The organism is Burkholderia anthina (genome assembly GCF_001547525.1).
In the GTDB taxonomy this organism is placed as follows: domain Bacteria; phylum Pseudomonadota; class Gammaproteobacteria; order Burkholderiales; family Burkholderiaceae; genus Burkholderia; species Burkholderia semiarida.
The window spans coordinates 1,089,109-1,111,046 of sequence record NZ_LNJP01000003.1 but is presented as its reverse complement, the minus strand read 5'-3'; the positions used below and the strand labels follow the sequence as shown (position 1 = coordinate 1,111,046).

Below are 21,938 nucleotides of genomic sequence, written 5' to 3'. Positions count from 1 at the left end.
CATGGATTCGACGGCGGTCGCTGGGCCCGGCCGTTGCGCGAAGCTACGTTGGTTGTAGCACTACTCCTCACGCTGCCTTATGCGAGCGTCGAATCCCCGCCGGCGGTTGCCGCGCACGTCCTCCGCTCATCGTTCAGATGACGCGAAGCGAGCCGTCCTCCCGCTTCGCGCCTCCTTCATGCTCCCTGCTTCGTGCCCGCCGCCGCCGCCCTGGCCGCAAGCGGATCGCCACGCTGCTGCGCGTGGGCGCCGGCGCGCCGCGCGAGCGCGGCTTGCGCGCAACCGCGGTATTGTTCGAACTCCCGCGCGAACGCCACCGCGTCGCCGGCCAGCGCCAGCGCTTCCAGCGACGCGCAGAGGCCCGACACGTCGCGCTCGCCGATCATCGCGAACGCGCCGCGCATGCTGTGAATCTCCGCGCGCGCGGCCTTCAGATCGCCGTATTCGAGCGCGCGCACGATCGCGGCATTGGCCCGGTTGGTCGCATCGACCAGCGCCGCGCCCAGGTCGCGCGGCAGCGGCCCGCGCGTGCTCGCGGGCGCCGCCGCGATCGCGCGGCCCGGCCGCCACGGGCCCGTATATTTCGCGATCGCCTGTTCGAGCGAGCGCAGCGACGTCGGCTTCGTGACGATCTCGTCGATGCCAGCTTCCTTCGACAGCCGCAACTCGTCCGGCTCCGCATGCGCGGTCACGGCCAGGATCGGCAGCGCGCGGCCGCGTTCGCGCAGCATCCGGGCGAGCGCATAGCCGTCGAGGCCCGGCATGTTGAGGTCGGTCATCACGATCGCGTAGTCGTGCCGTTCGACGAGATCGAGCGCTTGCGCCACGTTCGACGCCACGTCGGCGCGATAGCCGAGCACGTCGAGCTGGTCGTGCACGAGCGAGCGGTTGACCGGGTTGTCGTCGACGAACAGCACGCGCAGGTCCGGCGTGTCGCCGCCGGCCGGCGCCGGCTGCATCCCGTGCTGATGATCGAGCGGCAGCGGCAGCGACACGACGAAGGTCGAGCCGACGTTCGGCACGCTGTCCACGGCGATGCGCCCGCCCATCGACTCCGCGAGCTTGTTGCTCAGCGGCAGGCCGATGCCCGTGCCGCCGAAGCGGCGCGCGATCGATTCATCGGCCTGCGCGAACGGCTCGAACACGCGTTCGAGCTGCGCGGGCGTCATGCCGATGCCGGAATCGCTGACGCGGATCATCACCGGCGTGCCGTCGGCCACCGGCGCCGTCACGGACAGCGCGACCGCGCCGCGATCGGTGAACTTGATCGCGTTGCTGACGAGATTGACGACGATCTGCCGCACCCGCAGCGGATCGCCGACATACGGCCGCGCCGCCTGCGCATCGACGTCCACGCGCAGCGCGACGCCCTTCGCGCGCGCGACCGGCTCGAACAGCTCGGCGATGTCGCGCGCCAGCTCGTCGATGCGGAAGCTGGTCGCCTCGAGCGTCATCCGGTCGGCTTCGATCTTCGTCATGTCGAGCACGTTGTTCAGCATGTCGAGCAGCATCCGCGCGGCCGACGTGACCGCATGCAGCCGCGATTTCTCGCGATTGCGGTCGGGCGCCTTGTCGAGCAGCTCGAGGTTGCCGAGCATCGCGTTCAGCGGCGTGCGGATCTCGTGGCTGATCGTTGCCAGGAACGTCGATTTCGCGCGGTTCGCGCTGTCGAGCGCGCGCTCGGTGTCGGCGCGCGTCGTGATGTCGGAGAACCCGCACAGCAGCGTGTCCTTGCCACGGTAGCGCACGCGCACGAAGTTGACGAGCAGGTCGCGCGCGCGGCCGTCGTCGAGCGTCACCGGGAATTCCACGTCGAGCTGCACCGGCGCGCTGCCCGCGCCCTGCCGGTAGCGCGCGAGCAGGCGCTCGTGCAGCGGCGGCGCGCCGGCCGCGCTTTCGTACAGCTCGTGCATCCGGTTGCGCAGCAGCACCGCGTCGGTGTCGAGCGACACGAGCACGATGCCGAACGGCGACGTCGCGATGATCGCGCGGCTCATTTCATCGGTCTCGAACACGCGGCGCGAGCGGCGGAACACCGGCGCGAACACCTTCAGGTCGAACGCGATCACGAGCGCCCACAGCACGGCCAGGATCAGCGCGGCCACGCCGGTTTCGCGCACGATCGTCGGCCAGATCGCGATCGCGATCGTGCGCCACGAGTACGCATAGACGATCGCGAAGCCCGTGTCGGCAATCCGGTCGCTGATCGTGAACACGCCGTGCAGATAGCTTTCGTCGAAGCGGTCGAGGCCGCGCCGCCAGCCGTTCTCGGCGAGCGCGTGACGCATCAGCGCGGCGCCGTCGATCGACGCGCGCGTGCGGTCCTCGTCCAGCAGCACGCGGCCGGCCTGGTCGACCAGCATCACCACCGCGTCTTCCGGCGCCTGCTTGAGCCGGTCGTCGAGCACGTTCACGTCGAGATCGCTGACGAAGGTCATGAAATGCCGCGGACCGTCGAACGCGGGCTCGACGAGGCGGAACACCTTCTTGCCGGTGAGCGGGTCGATCGCGGGCGGCTCCCACGCGATGCGGCGCGTCGCGCGCCAGTAGCGGGCGACGGCCGGGTTCGACCAGTCGGCGACGTTGAACGCGAGGCGGTCGATCAGCGCGCGGGTGTCGGCCACGCCGATGCGCTCGAGCACGTCGCGATACGGCATCGACGGCGGCGGCGTGATCGCGAGCACGTTGCGGTCGGGGCTGTACGCGTAGCCCGACAGCGGCATCCCAGATTGCCGTTCGGCGGCCGCCACCGAGATCGTCAGCCGCTCCATCAGTTGAACGTATTCGTCGGTTTCGTTGCCGGCCAGCGCGTCGGGCGTCACGGCGACGAAGATTTCGCTTACGTTGCGCAACGGCGACAGCACGACGTGGCCGTCGCGCGCGAGCGCCTCGGCCGCGCTGCGCGAATGGCGCGGATGGCTGTTCCACAGCAGCTCCGCGTTGATCACCGAGCGCCGCACCGACGCCTGTTTCGCGTCGATCTCGAGTTCGACGAGCGCCTTGTGCGTGGCGAACAGCTCGCGCCGCTTCGCGATGTAGTCGCGCACCGAGCCGTCGAGCAGCACGCTCGTCGCGAACAGGATCACGAGCGACAGCACCGCGGCCCCGCCGTACAGCGTGAAGCGCTGGTAGCGGTGCAGCAGGCTCAGGTCGCGCGCTTCGCCGTCGATCGACGCGAACGGCGCGTTGGCGTCCACCGGGGACGCGAACAGGTTTCGGATGGGCATGGGACGAATACCGTGAAGTCAATGCGCAAATCGGGGCCGCGCGCGAGACGGACGGCGAATGCCGTCGGCCAGGCGCGCCGCATAGCGATATCCGTAAGCCGTGTGGAATGGCAGGCGATTGCACTGCCGGCTCGGGGAACGAGCCAATTATCGTGATGGCAGGGCCGCCGGTATGTAGGGCAGTCCGAAGCAATTCGGCGACGGCGGTAGGACTGGTCCTATTTTCGATGCGAGCCTGCGCGCCGCGTTTATACGGCGCGCGCGGCGCGCATGTCAAACGATCGTGCGTTTCGGGCGCGCGCCGCGTCGCATTTTCCTCGCAGAAGTGTCAGGCATCGTCATATTCGGACCAGTCTGAGTAAATAAGTTTGGTCGCGTCTGGCTGTCTGATTATCGAAAGGCGTTGCGAAAAATATATTGGCTCACGTAGCTCGAATTTCGTCTCACACTTTCGTATAGAGGCAATCAACGTGAACAAGACATACCGCACCGTCTGGAATCCGACGACGGGTACATGGGTCGCGGCGGCCGAAACGGCGCGCGCGCGAAAGAAATCGAACTCGACGATGCGTTCGTCGGTCACGGCCGCGGTCGCGGTCATGGCGGGCGTCGGCGGGAGCGGGTTTGCAGTCGAAGCCGGTGCGCAGACGGCCGCGAACGGGAATGGCGGGTTGGCGCTGTGCGGCACGACAACCGGGATGAGTTTCGGCTCGGGATACAGCGTGGGTGCCGCGGTGAGCGGGTGTAACCTGGCACCGGATTCGGCCCTCTATCAGGGGCACCCGATCTCGTTTGCACTGGGCAATAACAGCACGGCGGCCGGGACAAACGTGGGTGCCACGACGCCGGCTACTCTGGCGGGTATCAGCGGCAGCAAGGATGGCCACCTCGTGGTGCATGGCGGCGCCGGCGTGCATATCGCGGGCCCGGCGGATTTCGCCAATAACGTCAACATGCGGACCAATCGCATCCAGAACCTGGCTGCCGGTACGGCGGGCACGGATGCGGTCAACTTGAATCAGCTGAACGCCGCGATCGCGGCGACGGATGACAAGTTTGTGAATATTCGTACCGGGGTGTATGCGGCGGACGTGGCGGCCAGCGCCAATGAAAGCGCCACCGCCATCGGCGCGAATGCAAGCGCCACGGCTATCTCGGCAGTCGCGCTCGGCGGCAATACGGTGGCCAACGCAACGAACGGGGTGGCGATCGGTACGCTCGCGCGCGCGACCGCCGCCGAAACGACCGCAGTTGGCGTAGGCGCAGCGGCTACCGGATCGAACTCGTCGGCGTTGGGGCGTGGCGCGGCGGCAAATGCGACAAATTCGGTCGCGCTCGGTACTTTTTCCCTTGCAGATCGCGCCAATTCCGTGTCCGTGGGCACGGCGGCGAGCCAACGCCAGATCACGAACGTCGCGGCCGGTACGGCGGGTACGGACGCGGTCAACGTGAATCAGCTGAATGCCGCGATTGCCGCGAGCGACCCGTATTTCATGGTCAACAGCACGAGCGCCAATCACGCGAATGCGACGGGTGCCAATGCGGTTGCCATCGGACAAAACGTGACGTCCAGTGGCTCCAGTTCCGTCGCGGTCGGATCCGCAACGACGGGCGCCGGTTTTCACTCCGTCGCGATCGGCGCGTCGGCGAGGACGGCTGGCGACAGCAGCGTGGCGCTCGGCGATGGTGCCGGGGTCGTCGCGAGCGGCCGTTTTGTTCCGACCAACGGCGTAGCCATCGGTACCAATGCCCGCGTCATCGATGGTGATGTTTCAGGCGCGACCGGCTCGATCGCGATCGGTAATAGCGCAACGGCCGGTGGTGTCGGCACGATCACGATCGGTACCAATGCAAAACACATCGGTTCCGGTGCGACGGTTCTGGGTTCCAATGCCAGCGCGATGGGCGGCGGCGCCGGCGTGGCAGTGGGCACGGGCAGCTCTGCCGCCGGTAGTGCCTCGGTCGCGACGGGCCCGAACGCCACCTCGGCCGGCACGGGCTCGGTTGCAATCGGCAGCCAGGCCGCGACCACGAATGCCAACAGTGTGGTGATCGGTAACGTCGCCGCCGGCAGTGCCGTCAATGCCACCGCGGTCGGCAGCAACGCCCGGGTCACCGGCATCAACGGGATAGCGCTCGGCCAGAGTTCGTCTGCAGGCGGTGCGTCAGCGGTCGGCCTCGGCTTCCGTGCCAATGCGCAGGGGGTCAACTCGGTCGCGCTCGGCGTGGATTCCGTCGCGGATCGCGACAACACCGTTTCCGTCGGTTCGGCTGCATTGCAACGTCAGATCGCGAACGTCAAGGCCGGCACGGCCGGGACCGATGCGGTGAACGTCGACCAGTTGAAGAAGTACGTGGCCGATAACGCTGGTACTGCGAACCCGCTGGCAGTGGCATACGACGACGATACGAAGGGCAAGGTCACGCTGGCCGGCACGGGCGGCACGACGCTGTCGAACGTGAAAGCGGGTGTTGCCGATACGGATGCCGCTAACGTAAGCCAGCTGAAGGGCTCGGGCCTGATCGGCGACGACGGCAAGGCGATCGCCGCGGTCACTTACAACCGCAACGCGGACGGCACGCCGAACTACAACGCGGTGACGCTGGGCGGCGGCAAGTCGGCCGGACCCGTGACGCTGTCGAACGTGGCGGATGGCGTGAATCGCAATGACGCGGTGAACCTCGGCCAGTTGCAGGACTCGGGCCTCGTTGCGCCGGTCGATCCGACGAACCCGGGTGCGGGTGTGACGTCGCTGGCAGTGACGTACGGCAAGAACGCTGACGGTTCGGCGAACTTCGACGAAGTGAAGCTGAAGGGCACGAACGGCACGACGCTGACGAACGTGAAGGCCGGTGTTGCGGATACGGACGCGGTGAACGTGGGCCAGTTGAAGGGTTCGGGCCTGGTCGGCGACGACGGCAGCGCGATCGCCGCGGTCACTTACAACCGTAACGCGGATGGCACGCCGAACTACAACGCGGTGACGCTGGGCGGCGGCAAGTCGGCCGGCCCGGTGACGCTGTCGAACGTGGCCGCGGGTGTCGCGGCGACCGACGCGGTCAACGTGCAGCAGTTGCAGCAGAGCGTGGCAAACGGCAACCCGTATATCGGCGGCCGTGGCACGGGTGTGGCCGCGCAAGCGACGGCACTGAACGCGGTTGCGCTCGGCCTCGGCTCGGTGGCGGACCAGATCAACACGATATCGGTGGGTAATTCGTCGACCGGCCTGACGCGTCGAATCACCAACCTGGCTGACGGCAATGCCGCGTCGGATGCGGCGACGGTCGGCCAGGTTACGGCACTGGTCAGCGGCGTGTCGACCGGCACGAAATCGGCTATCGACGAAGTGAACACCAAGGTGGCCGCACTCGACAAGCGTTTCTCGACCGATTCGATCGGTACGACGGCCGCCCTGGACGATGCATATATCAAAGTGAATGGTATCGGTACGGCCGCATCGGTAACGGGGAATCGAGATATTGCCATTGGTAATGCAGCGCTCAGCGACTCCCTGAATGCGCCCGGGCAAGCCGTGGGGGACTACGCGGTATCGCTTGGTTCGTCCGCTTCCGCCGTGGGATCGTCCTCGACGGCGATCGGCTCCGAGGCTCTGGCTTCGACGGGCGTGAATACCGTTCGCTCGAACGCGACTGCGCTGGGCGCAAGGTCCGCGGCGACGGCGGTGGGCGCCACGGCCATCGGCTATGGTGCGAGCGCCACTGCGCAGAACGCCTTGGCATTGGGCACGGGCAGCGTGGCTGATCGAGCCAACGTGGTTTCCGTCGGATCGGCAGCGCAGGCGCGCCAGATCGCGAACGTCGCGGCCGGTACGGAGAAGACCGATGCGGTGAACCTGGGCCAGTTGAACGAGGCTATCGCAACCGTCGACAACCCGTATGTGAAGGTCGATGGCGCGGGTGACGGTTCGGACGACGCAAAGGTCGCCGACAAATCCTATGGCGTGGCGATCGGCGCCGATTCCAACGTGACCGGCACGACCGGAATCGCGATCGGTGCGAGCGCAACGTCGACCAACACCAGCTCGATCGCGCTGGGTGCCGGTGCGAAGGCAACGGCCAACAACGCAATGGCCTTCGGCGCCAACAGCAACGCGACCGGCACGGGCGCGACGGCACTCGGCAACGGTGCGAATGCTGGCGGCAACTATGCGGTGGCGCTTGGCCTGAATTCGAATGCGGCCGGCTCCAACGCGTTTGCGATCGGCAATACGTCCAGCGCGGCGGGCGCTGATTCGATCGCGTTCGGCACGTTGTCGAACGTCGCTTCGGCAGCGACGAATTCGGTCGCGATCGGCCGCGCTGCGCAGGTGCAGGCGGCGGCGACGAACTCGGTCGCACTCGGCTCGAACTCGGTGGCGGATCGACTGAACTCGGTGTCGGTGGGTTCGACGGGGCAGCAGCGTCAGATCATTTACGTCGCGCGCGGTACGAACAACACGGACGCGGTGAACGTGAGCCAGTTGAAGGAGGCCGTGGCGGCTTTCGGCGGCAATGCATCGGTTGGTGCGGACGGTTCCATCGTGAACCCGACGTACACCATCGGCGGCACCACTTATCGCAACGTGGGCGATGCGCTCGATGCGCTGGCCAATCTGGGCGGCGGGGGCGGCGGCACCGATCCGCTGGCGGTCACCTATGGCAAGAACAGCGACGGTACGCCGAACTTCGAAGTGGTCACGCTCAAGGGCACGGACGGCACGACGCTGTCGAACGTGAAGGCCGGTGTTGCGGACAAGGACGCGGTGAACGTGAGCCAGCTGAAGGGCTCGGGCCTGATAGGCGACGACGGCAAGGCGATCGCTGCGGTGACGTACGACCGTAACACCGACGGCACGCCGAACTACGGTTCGGTGACGCTGGCTGGCGGCGCGGACGGCACGACGCTGACCAACGTGAAGGCCGGCGTTGCGGACAAGGACGCGGTGAACGTGAGCCAGCTGAAGGGCTCGGGCCTGATCGGCGACGACGGCAAGGCGATTGCCGCGGTGACGTACGACCGTAACACGGACGGCACGCCGAACCTCGGTTCGGTGACGCTGGCCGGCGGCGCGGACGGCACGACGCTGAAGAACGTGAAGGCGGGTGTTGCAGACAAGGACGCGGTGAACGTGAGCCAGTTGAAGGGCTCGGGCCTGATCGGCGACGACGGCAAGGCGATCGCCGCGGTGACGTACGACCGTAATACGGACGGTACGCCGAACTACCGTTCGGTGACGCTGGGTGACGGCACGAACCCGACGCAACTGAAGCACGTCGCAGACGCAACCGAAGACAGCGACGCGCTGAACCTCGGTCAGCTGAAGGACGCGGGCCTGGTCGGCGATGACGGCAGCGGCAACCTGACGTCGCTGGCAGTGACGTACGACAGCGCGACGAAGGACAAGGTCACGCTGGGCGGCGGCACGAACGGCACGACGCTGACGAACGTGAAGGCCGGTGTTGCCGACGCGGACGCGGTGAACGTGAGCCAGTTGAAGGGCTCGGGCCTGATTGGCGACGATGGCAAATCGATCGCCGCGGTGACGTACGACCGTAACACGGACGGCACGCCGAACCTCGGTTCGGTGACGCTGGCCGGCGGCGCGGACGGCACGACGCTGAAGAACGTGAAGGCGGGTGTTGCAGACAAGGACGCGGTGAACGTGAGCCAGCTGAAGGGCTCGGGCCTGATCGGCGACGACGGCAAGTCGATTGCCGCGGTCACGTACGACCGTAACACGGACGGCACGCCGAACTACCGTTCCGTGACGCTGGGTGACGGCACGAACCCGACGCAACTGAAGCACGTCGCAGACGCAACCGAAGACAGCGACGCGCTGAACCTCGGTCAGCTGAAGGACGCGGGCCTGGTCGGCGATGACGGCAGCGGCAACCTGACGTCGCTGGCAGTGACGTACGACAGCGCGACGAAGGACAAGGTCACGCTGGGCGGCGGCACGAACGGCACGACGCTGTCGAACGTGAAGGCCGGTGTTGCGGACAAGGACGCAGTGAACGTGAGCCAGCTGAAGGGCTCGGGCCTGATCGGCGACGACGGCAAGTCGATTGCCGCGGTGACGTACGACCGCAACACGGACGGCACGCCGAACCTCGGTTCGGTGACGCTGGCTGGCGGCGCGGACGGCACGACGCTGAAGAACGTGAAGGCAGGCGTCGCAGACAAGGACGCAGTGAACGTGAGCCAGCTGAAGGGCTCGGGCCTGATCGGCGACGACGGCAAGGCGATTGCCGCGGTGACGTACGACCGTAACGCGGATGGCACGCCGAACTACCGTTCGGTGACGCTGGGCGACGGCACGAACCCGACGCAACTGAAGCATGTTGCAAACGCAACCGAAAACAGCGACGCACTGAACCTCGGCCAGCTGAAGAGCTCGGGTCTGGTCGGCGATGATGGCAACGGCAACCTGACGTCGCTGGCGGTGACGTACGACAGCGCGACGAAGGACAAGGTCACGCTGGGCGGCGGCACGGACGGCACGACGCTGTCGAACGTGAAGGCCGGTGTTGCGGACAAGGATGCGGTGAACGTGAGCCAGTTGAAGGGCTCGGGCCTGATAGGCGACGACGGCAAGGCGATCGCTGCGGTGACGTACGACCGCAACACGGATGGCACGCCGAACTACCGTTCGGTGACGCTGGGTGACGGCACGAACCCGACGCAACTGAAACACGTTGCGGATGGTACGGATCGTCAGGACGCGGTGAACCTCGGTCAGTTGCAGGACTCCGGTCTGATTGCGCCGGTCGATCCGACGAACCCGGGTGCGGGTGTGACGTCGCTGGCAGTGACGTACAGCAAGAACGCTGACGGTTCGGCGAACTTCGACGAAGTGAAGTTGAAGGGCACGAACGGCACGACGCTGACGAACGTGAAGGCTGGCGTTGCCGACGCGGATGCGGTGAACGTGAGCCAGCTGAAGGGCTCGGGCCTGATCGGTGGTGACGGCAAGTCGATTGCCGCGGTCACGTACGACCGTAACACGGACGGCACGCCGAACTACGGTTCGGTGACGCTGGGCGACGGCACGAACCTGACGCAACTGAAGCATGTCGCGAACGCAAAGGAAGACAGCGACGCGCTGAACCTCGGTCAGTTGAAGGACGCGGGCCTGGTTGGCAACGACGGCAGCGGCAACCTGACGTCGCTGGCAGTGACGTACGACAGCGCGACGAAGGACAAGGTCACGCTGGGCGGTGGCACGGCCGGTACGACGCTGACGAACGTGAAGGCCGGTGTTGCCGACGCGGACGCGGTGAACGTGAGCCAGTTGAAGGGCTCGGGCCTGATCGGCGACGATGGCAAGTCGATCGCTGCGGTCACCTACAACCGTAACGCGGACGGCACGCCGAACTACAACGCGGTGACGCTGGGCGGTGGCAAGTCGGCCGGCCCGGTGACGCTGTCGAACGTGGCGAACGGCGTGAACCGCGATGACGCGGTGAACCTGGGTCAGTTGCAGGATTCGGGCCTCGTCGCGCCGGTCGATCCGACGAATCCGGGTGCGGGTGTGACGTCGCTCGCGGTGACGTACGGCAAGAACGCGGACGGTTCGGCGAACTTCGACGAAGTGAAGCTGAAGGGCACGAACGGTACGACGCTGACGAACGTGAAGGCTGGCGTTGCCGACGCGGATGCAGTGAACGTGAGCCAGTTGAAGGGCTCGGGCCTGATCGGCGACGACGGCAAGGCAATCGCCGCGGTCACGTACGACCGCAACCCGGACGGCACGCCGAACTACAACGCGGTGACGCTGGGTGCGGGCAAATCGGCCGGCGCGGTGCAGTTGAAGAACGTCGCGGCCGGCACGGACGGCACCGACGCGGTAAACGTCGCACAGCTGAAGGACGCTGGCCTCGTCGCGCCGGTCGATCCGACGAACCCGGGTGCGGGTCTGGCATCGCTCGCGGTGACGTACGGCACGAACGCGGACGGTTCGGCGAACTTCGACGAAGTGAAGCTGAAGGGCGCGAACGGCACGACGCTGACGAACGTGAAGGCCGGCGCGGTGAACGCGGCCAGCACGGACGCGGTGAACGGCTCGCAACTGTACGGCGTGTCGAAGAGCGTCGCGGATTCGCTGGGCGGCGGCTCGGCCGTCGACGCCAACGGCAACGTGACGGCGCCGACGTATTCGCTGACCGATCCGGCCAACGCCGCGGCGAAGGTCGACTACCGCAACGTCGGCGACGCGCTCGACAACCTCGATGGCCGTGTTGCGACCAACACGAAGAACATCACGGTGATCAACAACCAGCTTGCCGATTCGGGCCTGGTGGATCCGGTGACGGGTCAATCGATCGCCGCGGTGACGTACGACCGCAACGCGAACGGCACGCCGAACTACAACGCGGTGACGCTGGGCGGCGGCAAGTCGGCCGGCCCGGTGCAGTTGAAGAACGTCGCGGCCGGCACGGACGACACCGACGCGGTGAACGTCGCGCAGCTGAAGGACGCTGGCCTCGTCGCACCGGTCGATCCGACGAACCCGGGTGCGGGCGTGACGTCGCTCGCCGTGACGTACAGCCAGAACGCTGACGAATCGGCGGACTTCGACGAAGTGAAGCTGAAGGGCACGAACGGCACGACGGTGACGAACGTGAAGGCCGGCGCGGTGAACGCGACCAGCACGGACGCAATCAACGGTTCGCAGCTGTACGGCACGGCGCAGAGCATCGCGGACACGATCGGCGGCGGTACGACGGTCGGCCCGAACGGTCAATTGATCGGCACGTCGATCGAAGTCAACGGCGATCGCTACAAGACGATCGAAGGCGCGATCCAGGCCGCGGCCAGCTCCAGTGTGACGGATTCGATGGCGGTCAAGTATGACAACCTGAACCATACGAGCGTCACGCTCGGCGGAACGGGGGCGCCCGCGCCGGTGAAGCTGACGAACGTCGCGGACGGCACGAGCCAGTACGACGCGGTGAACTTCGGGCAGTTGAGCGCGCTGAACGACAAGATCGGCAACCTCGACGACCGCGTCGGCGGCCTCGAGCTGCGCCCCGGCCCGGGCAACGGCAATGGCGGCGGCACGGGTACCAACCCGTACTTCGGCGCGACCGACCGGACCGCAGGCGGCTCGTCGGCGGCGAACCCCGGCACCGGCACCGGCAACGTGGCGGCAGGTTCGGGCGCGTCGGTCGGCGCCGGCGTGAACGACGGCACGGCGATCGGCTCCGGCTCGAAGGTGGCTGCCGGCGGCGGCACGGCGATCGGCGCGGGCTCGGCCGCGAACGGCGAGAACGCGACGTCGATCGGCCAGGGCTCGAACGCGAGCGGCAGCGGTTCGGTGGCGATCGGCTCGGGCGCCGTGGCGAACGAGGCGAACACCGTCTCGTTCGGCGACGGCACCGATCCCGGCACCAACCGCCGCATCGTCAACATCGCGGACGGTATCAACGAGCACGACGCGGCGACGCGGGGCCAGCTCGACCGTGCGGTCGGCGGTCTGACGGGCCAGATCAACGACGTGTCGAGGAACGCGTACTCGGGGATCGCGGCAGCCACCGCGCTGACGATGATCCCGGGCGTGGATCCGGGCAAGACGCTGTCGTTCGGTGTCGGCGGCGCGACCTACAAGGGCTATCAGGCGGTGGCGTTCGGCGGCGAGGCCCGCATCACGCAGAACCTGAAGATGAAGGCCGGCGTGGGTCTGTCGAGCGGCGGCAACACGGTTGGCGTGGGCGCGTCGTACCAGTGGTAAGGCGCGGGGCGGGGCCGAGCGCCCCGCCCGTGCGATGCCGTTCCGATTTTCAACCTTCTCAGACAAGCGCGTCCGCCCGCGGGCGGACGCCATTTCAAGACCATGACTTCAAAGCTTTTGCGCGTCGCGTCGATCGGCGCGTTCGCGATGGCGCTCGGTGCGTGTACGACGCAATCGGGGCTCACCTACGACATTCGCGCGGTATCCGTGCCGGGCAAGCCGGACAACATCTTCCGCGTGAGCTGCGACGGGCTGCTCGGCAGCGCGAATGCGTGCGCGCGCGCGGCGGAAGAGTTCTGCCGCGGGCAGGGCTTCACGCCGCTCGAGATGATCGACCGCGTCTACAGCCGCGCGCCGATGAAGGATCCGCGCGAAATCACGTTCATCTGCGGCAAGCCGCAGCCCGTCGCGCAGCCCGCGCCGGCACCGGCGCCGCAGCAGCCGGCGCCGCAACCGGTTCAGCCGCGCCAGGTGCTGCTGCAGGGCGACGCGAATTTCGCGACCGACAGCGCGGCGCTGACCACGCAGGCCCGCAACGATCTCGATCGCTTCATCGCGGCCAATCGCGGCATGGAATTCGCGCGCGTGTCGATCACGGGTTTCACCGATTCGACCGGGGGCGCCGCGCATAACCGCGCGCTGTCGGAAGCGCGGGCGCGCACCGTCGTCGAGTATCTGCGCGCGAACGGGCTGCAGGCCCGATCGTTCGTCGCGGAAGGCCTCGGCGCCGCCGATCCGGTTGCGTCCAACGCGACCGCGGCCGGTCGCGCGCAGAACCGCCGCGTCGAGATCCGCCTGGACGTGAAATGACGCATTGACGTATCGCGCGGCGCCGGTTCGCCGGCGCCGCCAGGGCCTTCGTCGGTCACGAGCCGATGGAGGAGCGGGGCGCGATCGACCGCCGCACCCCGCTGTCCCGGCAGGCATGCCAAGCCGCCCGCTCCGACCGAGCCGGCGGCTTTTTTCATTGGCGGCGCGCCGCGCGGCGGGCGGCTCCCGTCCGACCTTGGCGGCCGGCCCCGGTTTCATGCGAAACTAGCGCCCAATCACGATCCAGAAAGAACGGCGCGCATGCGCCGTCGCCGGCCATCGGGCAGCCGTTCGGCCGCCCGCGACAGCGGTGAATACTCGGACGACTATGGGAAGCTATCAGATACGTGTGGTACTGGCCGACGACCACCCGGCATTGCTCGTCGGCGTTCAGCACGGGTTGTCGTCGGTGCCGACGATCCGGCTCACCGGCACGGCCGGCAATTCGACCGAGCTGATCGCGCTGCTCGATGCGAAGGTATGCGACGTGTTGGTATCCGACTACGCGATGCCCGACAACGTGCACGGCGACGGCATCGCGCTGTTCTCCTACCTGCAACGCAACTACCCGGACGTCAAGCTGGTCGTGCTCACCATGCTCGACAACGCGGCGGTGGTCGGCGCGCTCGTGCGGCTCGGCATCGCGTGCATCGTCAGCAAATCGGACGCGATCGATCACCTGATTCCGGCCGTGCATGCGGCCGCCACGGGCGGCACCTATTATTCGCCGTCGGTCGAGAAAGTCGTGCGCACGTTGTCCGCGCATTCGAGCGCGCGGATCGTCGACCAGGCGCCGAGCCTGAGCAGCCGCGAGATCGAGGTCGTGCGGCTGTATGCGTCGGGGATGACCGTCAACGAGATCGCGGACAAGCTCAGCCGCAGCAAGAAGACAATCAGCACGCAGAAGGCGCGCGCGATGCAGAAGCTCGGCGTGGAAAAGGATATCGACCTGCTGCGCTACGCGATGGAGAACGGCATCGTCGCCGCGTCGGGCGGCGAGGGCAAGGCGGCGGAGCAGGAAGGAGAGGGGAAAGGGCGCGCCGAGCCGGACTGACCGGCGTGCCGCGCGCATCGGCAGAAGCTGGTGCGCGATCATCCGCGCCGGGGGGCTTGGCCGGCCGTGCGCCGGAATGGTCGTCGTACCGTCAGCGCGGATGGTCGTCGACGGCCGGCAGCGTCGTCGCGTAACCGTAATCGGACACGAGCCCGCACGAAATCGCGTAGCGGACCAGATCGACGTCGCGCTCGATTCCGAGCTTCTGCATTGCCGAACTCTTCTGCGTGCTGATCGTCTTCTTGCTGCGGCTCAACTGATCGGCGATCGCGTTGACCGACAGGCCCGACGCGAACAGGCGAATCACTTCGAGCTCGCGCGCGGACAACGCCGGCGCCTTGCCGCCCGCGTTGCCGGCGGCGCGCAGGATCCGGTCCATCGAAGGCGACAGGTAGCGGCCGTTCGTATAGGCTGCGTGAATCGCCATCGTCAGGTGGCTCGTCATATCGGATTTGCTGACCACGCACGCGATGCCGAGTTCGATCAGCGCGCGCAGCGCCACCGCGTTCTCCATCATCGTCATCACGACGATGCGCAGATTCGGGTGTCGCTTCAGGATCGCGGTGAACATCGCGAGGCCGTCGCCGAATTCGGTGCCCGGCATCGCGTAGTCGGAGACGAGCACGTCGCATGGATGGCTCGCGAGCGCTTCCATCAGTTCCGTCGAGTTGCCGGCGGTCGCGACCACCGCGAGCGTATTCGTCGCGGACAGTTCGTAGCGTGCGCCGATGACGACCGCCGGATGGTCGTCGGCGATCACGATGCGAATGGGGAAATTTCCTGGCATGTCGGTGTACCTGCATGTTGCGGCGCGCAGTGGGCGCCGTGCGATGGAGATCGGTGCGAGAGCATCCGCGTGCGGCGTGCAAGCAGGCCGCACGCGAAGCCATAGCGCCGACGGCCGGTGGCGGCTCGTCCGGAACCGTCACCGGCCGTCGGCCGAACGAGCGGGGGATCGCTCCCCCGCTTCGGGTAGAGGCTCCGCGCGACGCGGAGCCGTCCGGTCAGAACTCGTAGCCGACCTGTGCACGCACGCCTGCGTCGCCCGTCGACGTGACGGACACGGCGCCGTTCATCAGCCACTTGCCGTCGCGCGTCCGGTAGGTCGCGCCTGCCGCGATCGCCGAGCCGCTCTTGTAGTTCGCGGCGCCGGCCGCGACGACGGTCTTGCCCGGTTGCGACGGCGTCAGGTTCGGCATCGCCATCGCCGCCGCGACACCGGCGTACGCGTTCTTCGCGACGTCGTTGATCATCCGGTTCGTTTCGCCGATACGCTGATCCAGCTGACGCACGTTCACGGCGTCGGTCGGTGCGGTGCCGTTCGCGACGTTGGTGATCTGACGTTCGTGACCGGCCGAGCCGACCGACACGCTGTCGTCGCGATCCGCCACGGAGCCCGCGCCGATCGCCACCGAACCGTTGCCGGTTGCCTTCGAACCCTGGCCGATGGCCGTGCTGTCCGAACCCGATGCGACGGAGCCCTGGCCGATGGCCGAGCTGTTCGAACCGCTGGCCGCCGAGCCCTGGCCGAACGCCGAGCCGTTGTCGCCCGACGCAACCGCGCCCTGGCCGACCGCCGTGCTGTTCTCGCCCGAAGCAACCGAGCCGTTGCCGACCACGAGCGAGCCGTCGCCGCCCGTGCCGCGGCCGACGTTGCCGTCGCTGCCGCCACCGCCACCGCTGCCACCCGAGCCGCCGCCGGATTCGAGGTTACCGACGCGGCCGTCGAGTCGTGCGTATTCCTGCGCGAACCGCTCCTGAAGGTCGTGCAGCTGGCCGCCGTTCACGGCTTCCATGCTGCCCGCCGCGATCAGGCCCGGCGCGACGTTGAGCAGCTTCGTGCCGCCCGTCCCGCCGAAGGTCACGCTGCCGAGCGAGATGTCGTCATACGTGACGGCCGCGATTTCCTTGCCCGTGTAGTCGATGAGGCCGGTGGCCTTCAACTGCGCGATCGTCACCGCATCGTCGTCGTTCACGCCGTTGGCGACGCCCGACAGCTTGCGTGCGCCGGCCGTGCCGACGAAGCTCACCGCCGCGCCGTCGGTGTTCGCGCCGACCGTGATGTTCGCGCCCGGCCCCGCCTGCTGGACGAGACCGACCTTGCCGTTGCCGATCTGGTCGGCCAGCGATGCGACCGCGCCTTCGTTCGTCGTCACGCGGCCGTCGAGGTTCGTCACCGCGTCGCCGACCGAGTGAACCGTGGTCGTGCCGCCGCTGCCGTCGCCGAGCGAGAAGCTCGGCGCGGAGATCGAGCCGTCGGCGTTCACGGTGGAGCCGCCGCCGATGGCCGATGCGACGCTGCTCGACACGCCGTGCAGTTGCGAGCCGTTCACCGCGTCCTTGCTGGTGGCCGTGACCGCGCCTGCGTCGACGCCGGTCAGCTTGCGCGCGCCGGCCGTGCCGGTGAAGTCGACGGCCGTGCCATCGGTGTTCGCGCCGACCGTGATGTTCGCGCCCGCGCCGGCCTGCTGGACGAGGCCGACCGTGCCGCTGCCGATCTGGCTGGCCAGGTCGGCGATGTCGCCCGTGTTGCGTGCGATGTTGCCGTTGGCGGTCGTGAGTGCGCCATCGAGTGCGCCGAGTGCGCCACCGACCGTCGTTTGCGTGCCGCCGTTGGTCAGCGTGTACGTCGGGCCGGTCACGGCACCCGTCGTCGGATCGATGGCGGCGCCGCCGCCGAGAGCGGTCACGACCGGCGAAAGTTGCGACACGTTCACGGCGTCGGTGCCCTGCGTGCCGGCGGCCATGTTGGTGATTTGGCGTTGCAGTGTCGAAGAACCGACCGACACGCTGTTGTCGCGATCGGCACGTGAGTTGGTGCCGATCGCAACGGATTCCGATCCCGATGCGATGGAAGCCACGCCAAGTGCCGACGAGTGATAACCCGTGGCGGACGCGTATGCGCCGATGGCGGTGCTCGCGTTGCCCGAAGCCGTCGTGCCCATGCCGAATGCGGCGCTATTCGCGTCGCTCGCGACCGAGTTGTTGCCGACGGCCGTTGCTCGGCTACCGGTGCCTTGCGCGTTTGCACCGACTGCGAGTGCACTGACGCCGGCTTGTGCGGCCGTGGCGCCCGACGTCGTGTCGACCTTCACGTAATCGTCGGTGACGACCGTGGCCAGCTTGTTGTTGATCGTCGTGATGTTGCCGTCGAGTGCGCCGAGTGCGTCACCGACCGTCGTTTGCGTGCCGCCGTTGGCGAGCGTGTACGTGGGGCCGGTCACGGCGCCCGTCGTCGAGTTGATGGTGGCGCCGCCGCCGAGAGCGGTCACGACCGGCTGAAGCTGGCTCACGTTCACCGCGTCAGTCGCTTGCGTGCCGGCTGCGAGGTTCGTGATCTGGCGTTGCAGGGCCGTAGAACCGACAGAGACGGTGTTCTGTCGATCCGCGACGCTGGCCTGCCCCAAGGCCACGCTGTTCACGCCCGCGTCGGAGACCGTGGCCAGACGCCCAATGGCGATACCGTACTGTGCGGCAGCATTCACGCCTGAGCCAGAGCCGATTGCAATCGTCCGCTCACCCAATGCATTTGCTTGGTAGCCGAGAGCGACCGACAACTCACCAGTCGCATGCGATAACGCACCTACGGCGATTCCGCCACTCCCGTCAGCCGTCGCTGCGCCAGCGCTAGCACCGGGATTGGCTTTAAAGAAGGTATCTTCAAGAGCGGCCATCGTGCCGATCGAACTCGTGCCGATCGTGCGCGGCGCCGTGACCTTGCACACGCCGGCCGCATCGAGCGAGCCTCCTTTCCCGTCCTCGGTCGTGCACGCATCGGCCGCGAACGCGCCGCCGATCGATGCGCTGCCCAGCGCGAGCACTGCCACGGCCTGGCGCGCCGCGCGCGCCGAGCCCTTCGAGCGCGAGCGCGCCGTTTCCGCTACGGCCGTCCAGGTGCCCGTCGCCGTGTTCCAGATGTTGCGATACGTCTTGTTCATTGACCCACTCCTTTCAGTTCGTCAGGTTGATGGGTCCATGGTATGGATCGGCCTCGTCCGAATCTGTCGTCCAAAACCTATTCGCGAAGCGATGTTTGTAGGGCGTGTCCTACACGCGCGAACGGGCCGCCGCGATGGGGCGGCCGTGAAAGGACTGGGGAGGGGGAAAGACAGCCGCTGGACGGCGGCTGATCAGGCTTGCGACGCCTGCGCCGCGCGCCGCCGGAGCGTGTCGCGGTGGGTACCGTGTAGGGGAGGTCGGGGCGAAAGCATGAGCGTACGGCGTGCAGGCAAGCCGGACGCGACGGCGTCGTGCCGTCGGCGAAAAAAAAGCGGGAGATCGCTCTCCCGCTTCGCGTCGATGCTCCGTATCGGATGGAGTCGATCGATTGGCCCGTGTCGCCGGCGGAGGCGTGGGTTTTACCAGTAGAAGCCACCGCCCACGACACCACCGAACTCGCCGCGGCTGCTGGTGGTTGCCCCGGCCTTGATGGTCCATTTGCCGTCGCGCGTCATGTACGACACGCCAAGCGCCGAGCCGACCTCGCCACCGTAAGTGCTGCCCGCCATCGCGACGAACGTGCGGCCCGGCAGCGTCGATTGTGGCAAGCCCGCGACGGCCATTGCCGCGGCCACCCCGCCCATTGCATCCTTGCGGGCGCTGCTGACGGCGTTGTTCATCTGCCGCACGTTCACGGCATCGGTCGGTGCGGTACCGGCCGCGACATTCGTGATCTGACGTTCGTGACCGGCCGAGCCGACCGATACGCTGTTGTCACGATCCGCCACCGAGCCCGCGCCGATCGCGACCGAACCGTTGCCGGTCGCTTTCGAACCCTGGCCGACTGCCGTGCTGCTGTCGCCCGAGGCCACCGCACCCTGACCGATCGCCGAGCTGTTGCTGCCCGACGCGTTCGAACCCTGGCCGACCGCCGAGCTGTTCTCGCCCGAGGCTGCGGAGCCGTCGCCGACCACGAGCGAGCCGTCGCCGCCCGTGCCGCGGCCGACGTTGCCGTCGCTGCCGCCGCCACCGCCGCCACCGCCGCCACCGCCGCCACCGCCCGAACCGCCGCCGGATTCGAGGTTACCGACGCGGCCGTCGAGTCGTGCGTACTCCTGCGCGAACCGCTCCTGAAGGTCGTGCAGCTGGCCGCCGTTCACGGCTTCCATGCTGCCCGCCGCGATCAGGCCCGGCGCGACGTTGAGCAGCTTCGTGCCGCCCGTCCCCCCGAAGGTCACGCTGCCGAGCGAGATGTCGTCATACGTGACGGCCGCGATTTCCTTGCCCGTGTAGTCGATGAGGCCGGTGGCCTTCAACTGCGCGATCGTCACCGCATCGTCGTCGTTCACGCCGTTGGCGACGCCCGACAGCTTGCGTGCACCGGCCGTGCCGACGAAGCTCACTGCCGCACCGTCGGTGTTCGCGCCGACCGTGATGTTCGCGCCCGGGCCGGCTTGCTGGACGAGGCCGACCTTGCCGTTGCCGATCTGGTCGGCCAGCGATGCGACCGCGCCTTCGTTGACGGTCACGCGGCCATCGAGGTTCGTCACCGCGTCGCCGACCGAGTGAACCGTGGTCGTGCCGCCGCTGCCGTCGCCGAGCGAGAAGCTCGGTGCGGAGATCGAGCCGTCGGCGTTCACGGTGGAGCCGGCGCCGATGGCCGATGCGACGCTGCTCGACACGCCGTGCAGTTGCGAGCCGTTCACCGCGTCCTTGCTCGTTGCCGTGACCGCGCCCGCGTCGACGCCGGTCAGCTTGCGCGCGCCGGCCGTGCCGGTGAAGTCGACGGCCGCGCCGTCGGTGTTCGCGCCAACCGTGATGTTCGCGCCCGCGCCGGCTTGCTGGACGAGGCCGACCGTGCCGCTGCCGATCTGGCTGGCCAGGTCGGCGATGTCGCCCGTGTTGCGTGCGATGTTGCCGTTGGCGGTCGTGAGTGCGCCATCGAGTGCGCCGAGTGCGCCACCGACCGTCGTTTGCGTGCCGCCGTTGGTCAGCGTGTACGTCGGGCCGGTCACGGCGCCCGTCGTCGGATCGATGGCGGCGCCGCCGCCGAGCGCGGTCACGACCGGCTGGAGCTGGCTGACGTTCACCGCGTCCATCGCTTGTGTGCCGGCCGCGACGTTCACGATCTGGCGCTGCAATGTGGCCGAGCCGACGGAGACGGTGTTGTCGCGATTCGCGACGGAATCCATGCCGATCGCGACCGAGCGGTCCGCCCGCGCATTCGCACGGAAACCGATGCCGATCGCCCCCAGGCCGCTCGCGGACGCGCTCTGGCCGAGCCCGGTCGCGTTGTCGCCAGTGGCCTTGGCGTTGCTGCCGATCGCGGTGGTATTGATCGCGCTGCCGGCGGAGCCATTGCCGATCGCCACGCTGTTGTTGTTCGTGGTCGAGCTCCGGCTGCCGATTGCGGTCGAGCCCCCGCCGGTAGCGGTGGCGTTCGGGCCCATCGCGACCGAACCACTGCCTGCCGCTGAACTGCTATTCCCGATGGCGACGCCCGAACCGCCACCCATCGCGGCCGCGTTGGCACCGACGACCGTCGCACCGGAGCCTGAATGGCGCGCACTCGTCCCGATCGAGATCGAGTTGGAGCCGTTGGCCACTGCGTTGGAGCCGATTGCGATCGAATTGGCGGCGCCGACTACCGTGGCGGCGTTCGCGGCAGCGCCTACGCCGATTGCAATGGAGTTGGTGGTTGCAGCGTTGGCCACGGTACCGGTGCCGTTCACCTTGAAGTAGTCATCGGTGAGCGTCGCCGTCGTGCCGATCGCATTCGCGCCGATCATGCGCGACGCCGTGACGTTGCACACGCCAGCCGCATCGAGCAAGCCTTTCCCATCCTCGGTCCTGCACGCATCGGCCGCGAATGCGCCGCCGATCGATGCGCTGCCCAGCGCGAGCGCTGCCACGGCCCGGCGCGCCATGCGCGCGGCGCCCTTCGAGCGTGAGCGCGCCGTTTCCGCCACGGCCGTCCAGGTGCCCGTCGCCGTGTTCCAGATGTTGCGATATGCCTTGTTCATTGCCCCCATCCTTTCAGCTCGTAAGGTTGATGGGCCCATGGTATTGATCGGACTCGTCCGAATCTGTCGTCCAAAACTTATTCGAGATGCGATGTTTGTAGGGCGTGTCCTACACCCGCGAACGCGCCGCCGCGCCCGCGCGGCCGCGAAACGA

At 67.8% G+C, this 21,938-nt stretch carries 6 protein-coding genes and 2 pseudogenes; 4 read left to right on the top strand and 4 right to left on the bottom strand.

The annotated features are described in order from the left end of the window. Positions 1-176: 176 nt before the first annotated feature. On the bottom strand, positions 177-3,227 hold the full coding sequence (locus tag WS64_RS25150) for an ATP-binding protein (RefSeq protein WP_060968047.1): 3,051 nt from the start codon (positions 3,225-3,227) through the stop codon (positions 177-179). A 470-nt stretch (positions 3,228-3,697) separates the two neighbouring features. On the opposite strand from WS64_RS25150, the pseudogene WS64_RS35545 reads away from it, so the two are divergent. The 4 genes and pseudogenes from WS64_RS35545 to WS64_RS25135 all read left to right on the top strand — a co-directional run. Further along, positions 3,698-4,687 (top strand): annotated as a pseudogene (locus tag WS64_RS35545) (YadA family autotransporter adhesin); the annotation flags it as partial. Positions 4,688-4,873: 186 nt separating this feature from the next. Continuing rightward, positions 4,874-12,958 (top strand): annotated as a pseudogene (locus WS64_RS25145) (YadA-like family protein); the annotation flags it as partial. Positions 12,959-13,060: 102 nt separating this feature from the next. Then, the gene (locus WS64_RS25140; protein ID WP_060968046.1) at positions 13,061-13,768 is read left to right on the top strand and encodes an OmpA family protein; all 708 of its coding nucleotides are present in this window, start codon (positions 13,061-13,063) and stop codon (positions 13,766-13,768) included. Positions 13,769-14,096: 328 nt separating this feature from the next. Next, positions 14,097-14,822, top strand: coding sequence for a LuxR C-terminal-related transcriptional regulator (locus WS64_RS25135; protein WP_060968045.1), 726 nt, complete (start codon positions 14,097-14,099; stop codon positions 14,820-14,822). Between the two features lie 91 nt (positions 14,823-14,913). Here WS64_RS25135 and WS64_RS25130 read toward each other — a convergent pair whose 3' ends face one another. The 3 genes from WS64_RS25130 to WS64_RS25120 form a co-directional block, all read right to left on the bottom strand. Next, the gene (locus WS64_RS25130) at positions 14,914-15,609 is read right to left on the bottom strand and encodes a response regulator (RefSeq protein WP_059638838.1); all 696 of its coding nucleotides are present in this window, start codon (positions 15,607-15,609) and stop codon (positions 14,914-14,916) included. A gap of 217 nt (positions 15,610-15,826) precedes the next feature. Further along, on the bottom strand, positions 15,827-18,760 hold the full coding sequence (locus WS64_RS25125) for an ESPR-type extended signal peptide-containing protein (RefSeq protein WP_060968044.1): 2,934 nt from the start codon (positions 18,758-18,760) through the stop codon (positions 15,827-15,829). 420 nt (positions 18,761-19,180) lie between these two features. Continuing rightward, positions 19,181-21,784 carry an ESPR-type extended signal peptide-containing protein gene (locus WS64_RS25120; RefSeq protein ID WP_060968043.1) on the bottom strand — a complete coding sequence of 868 codons (2,604 nt, stop codon included), beginning with the start codon at positions 21,782-21,784 and terminating at the stop codon, positions 19,181-19,183. Positions 21,785-21,938 lie beyond the last annotated feature (154 nt).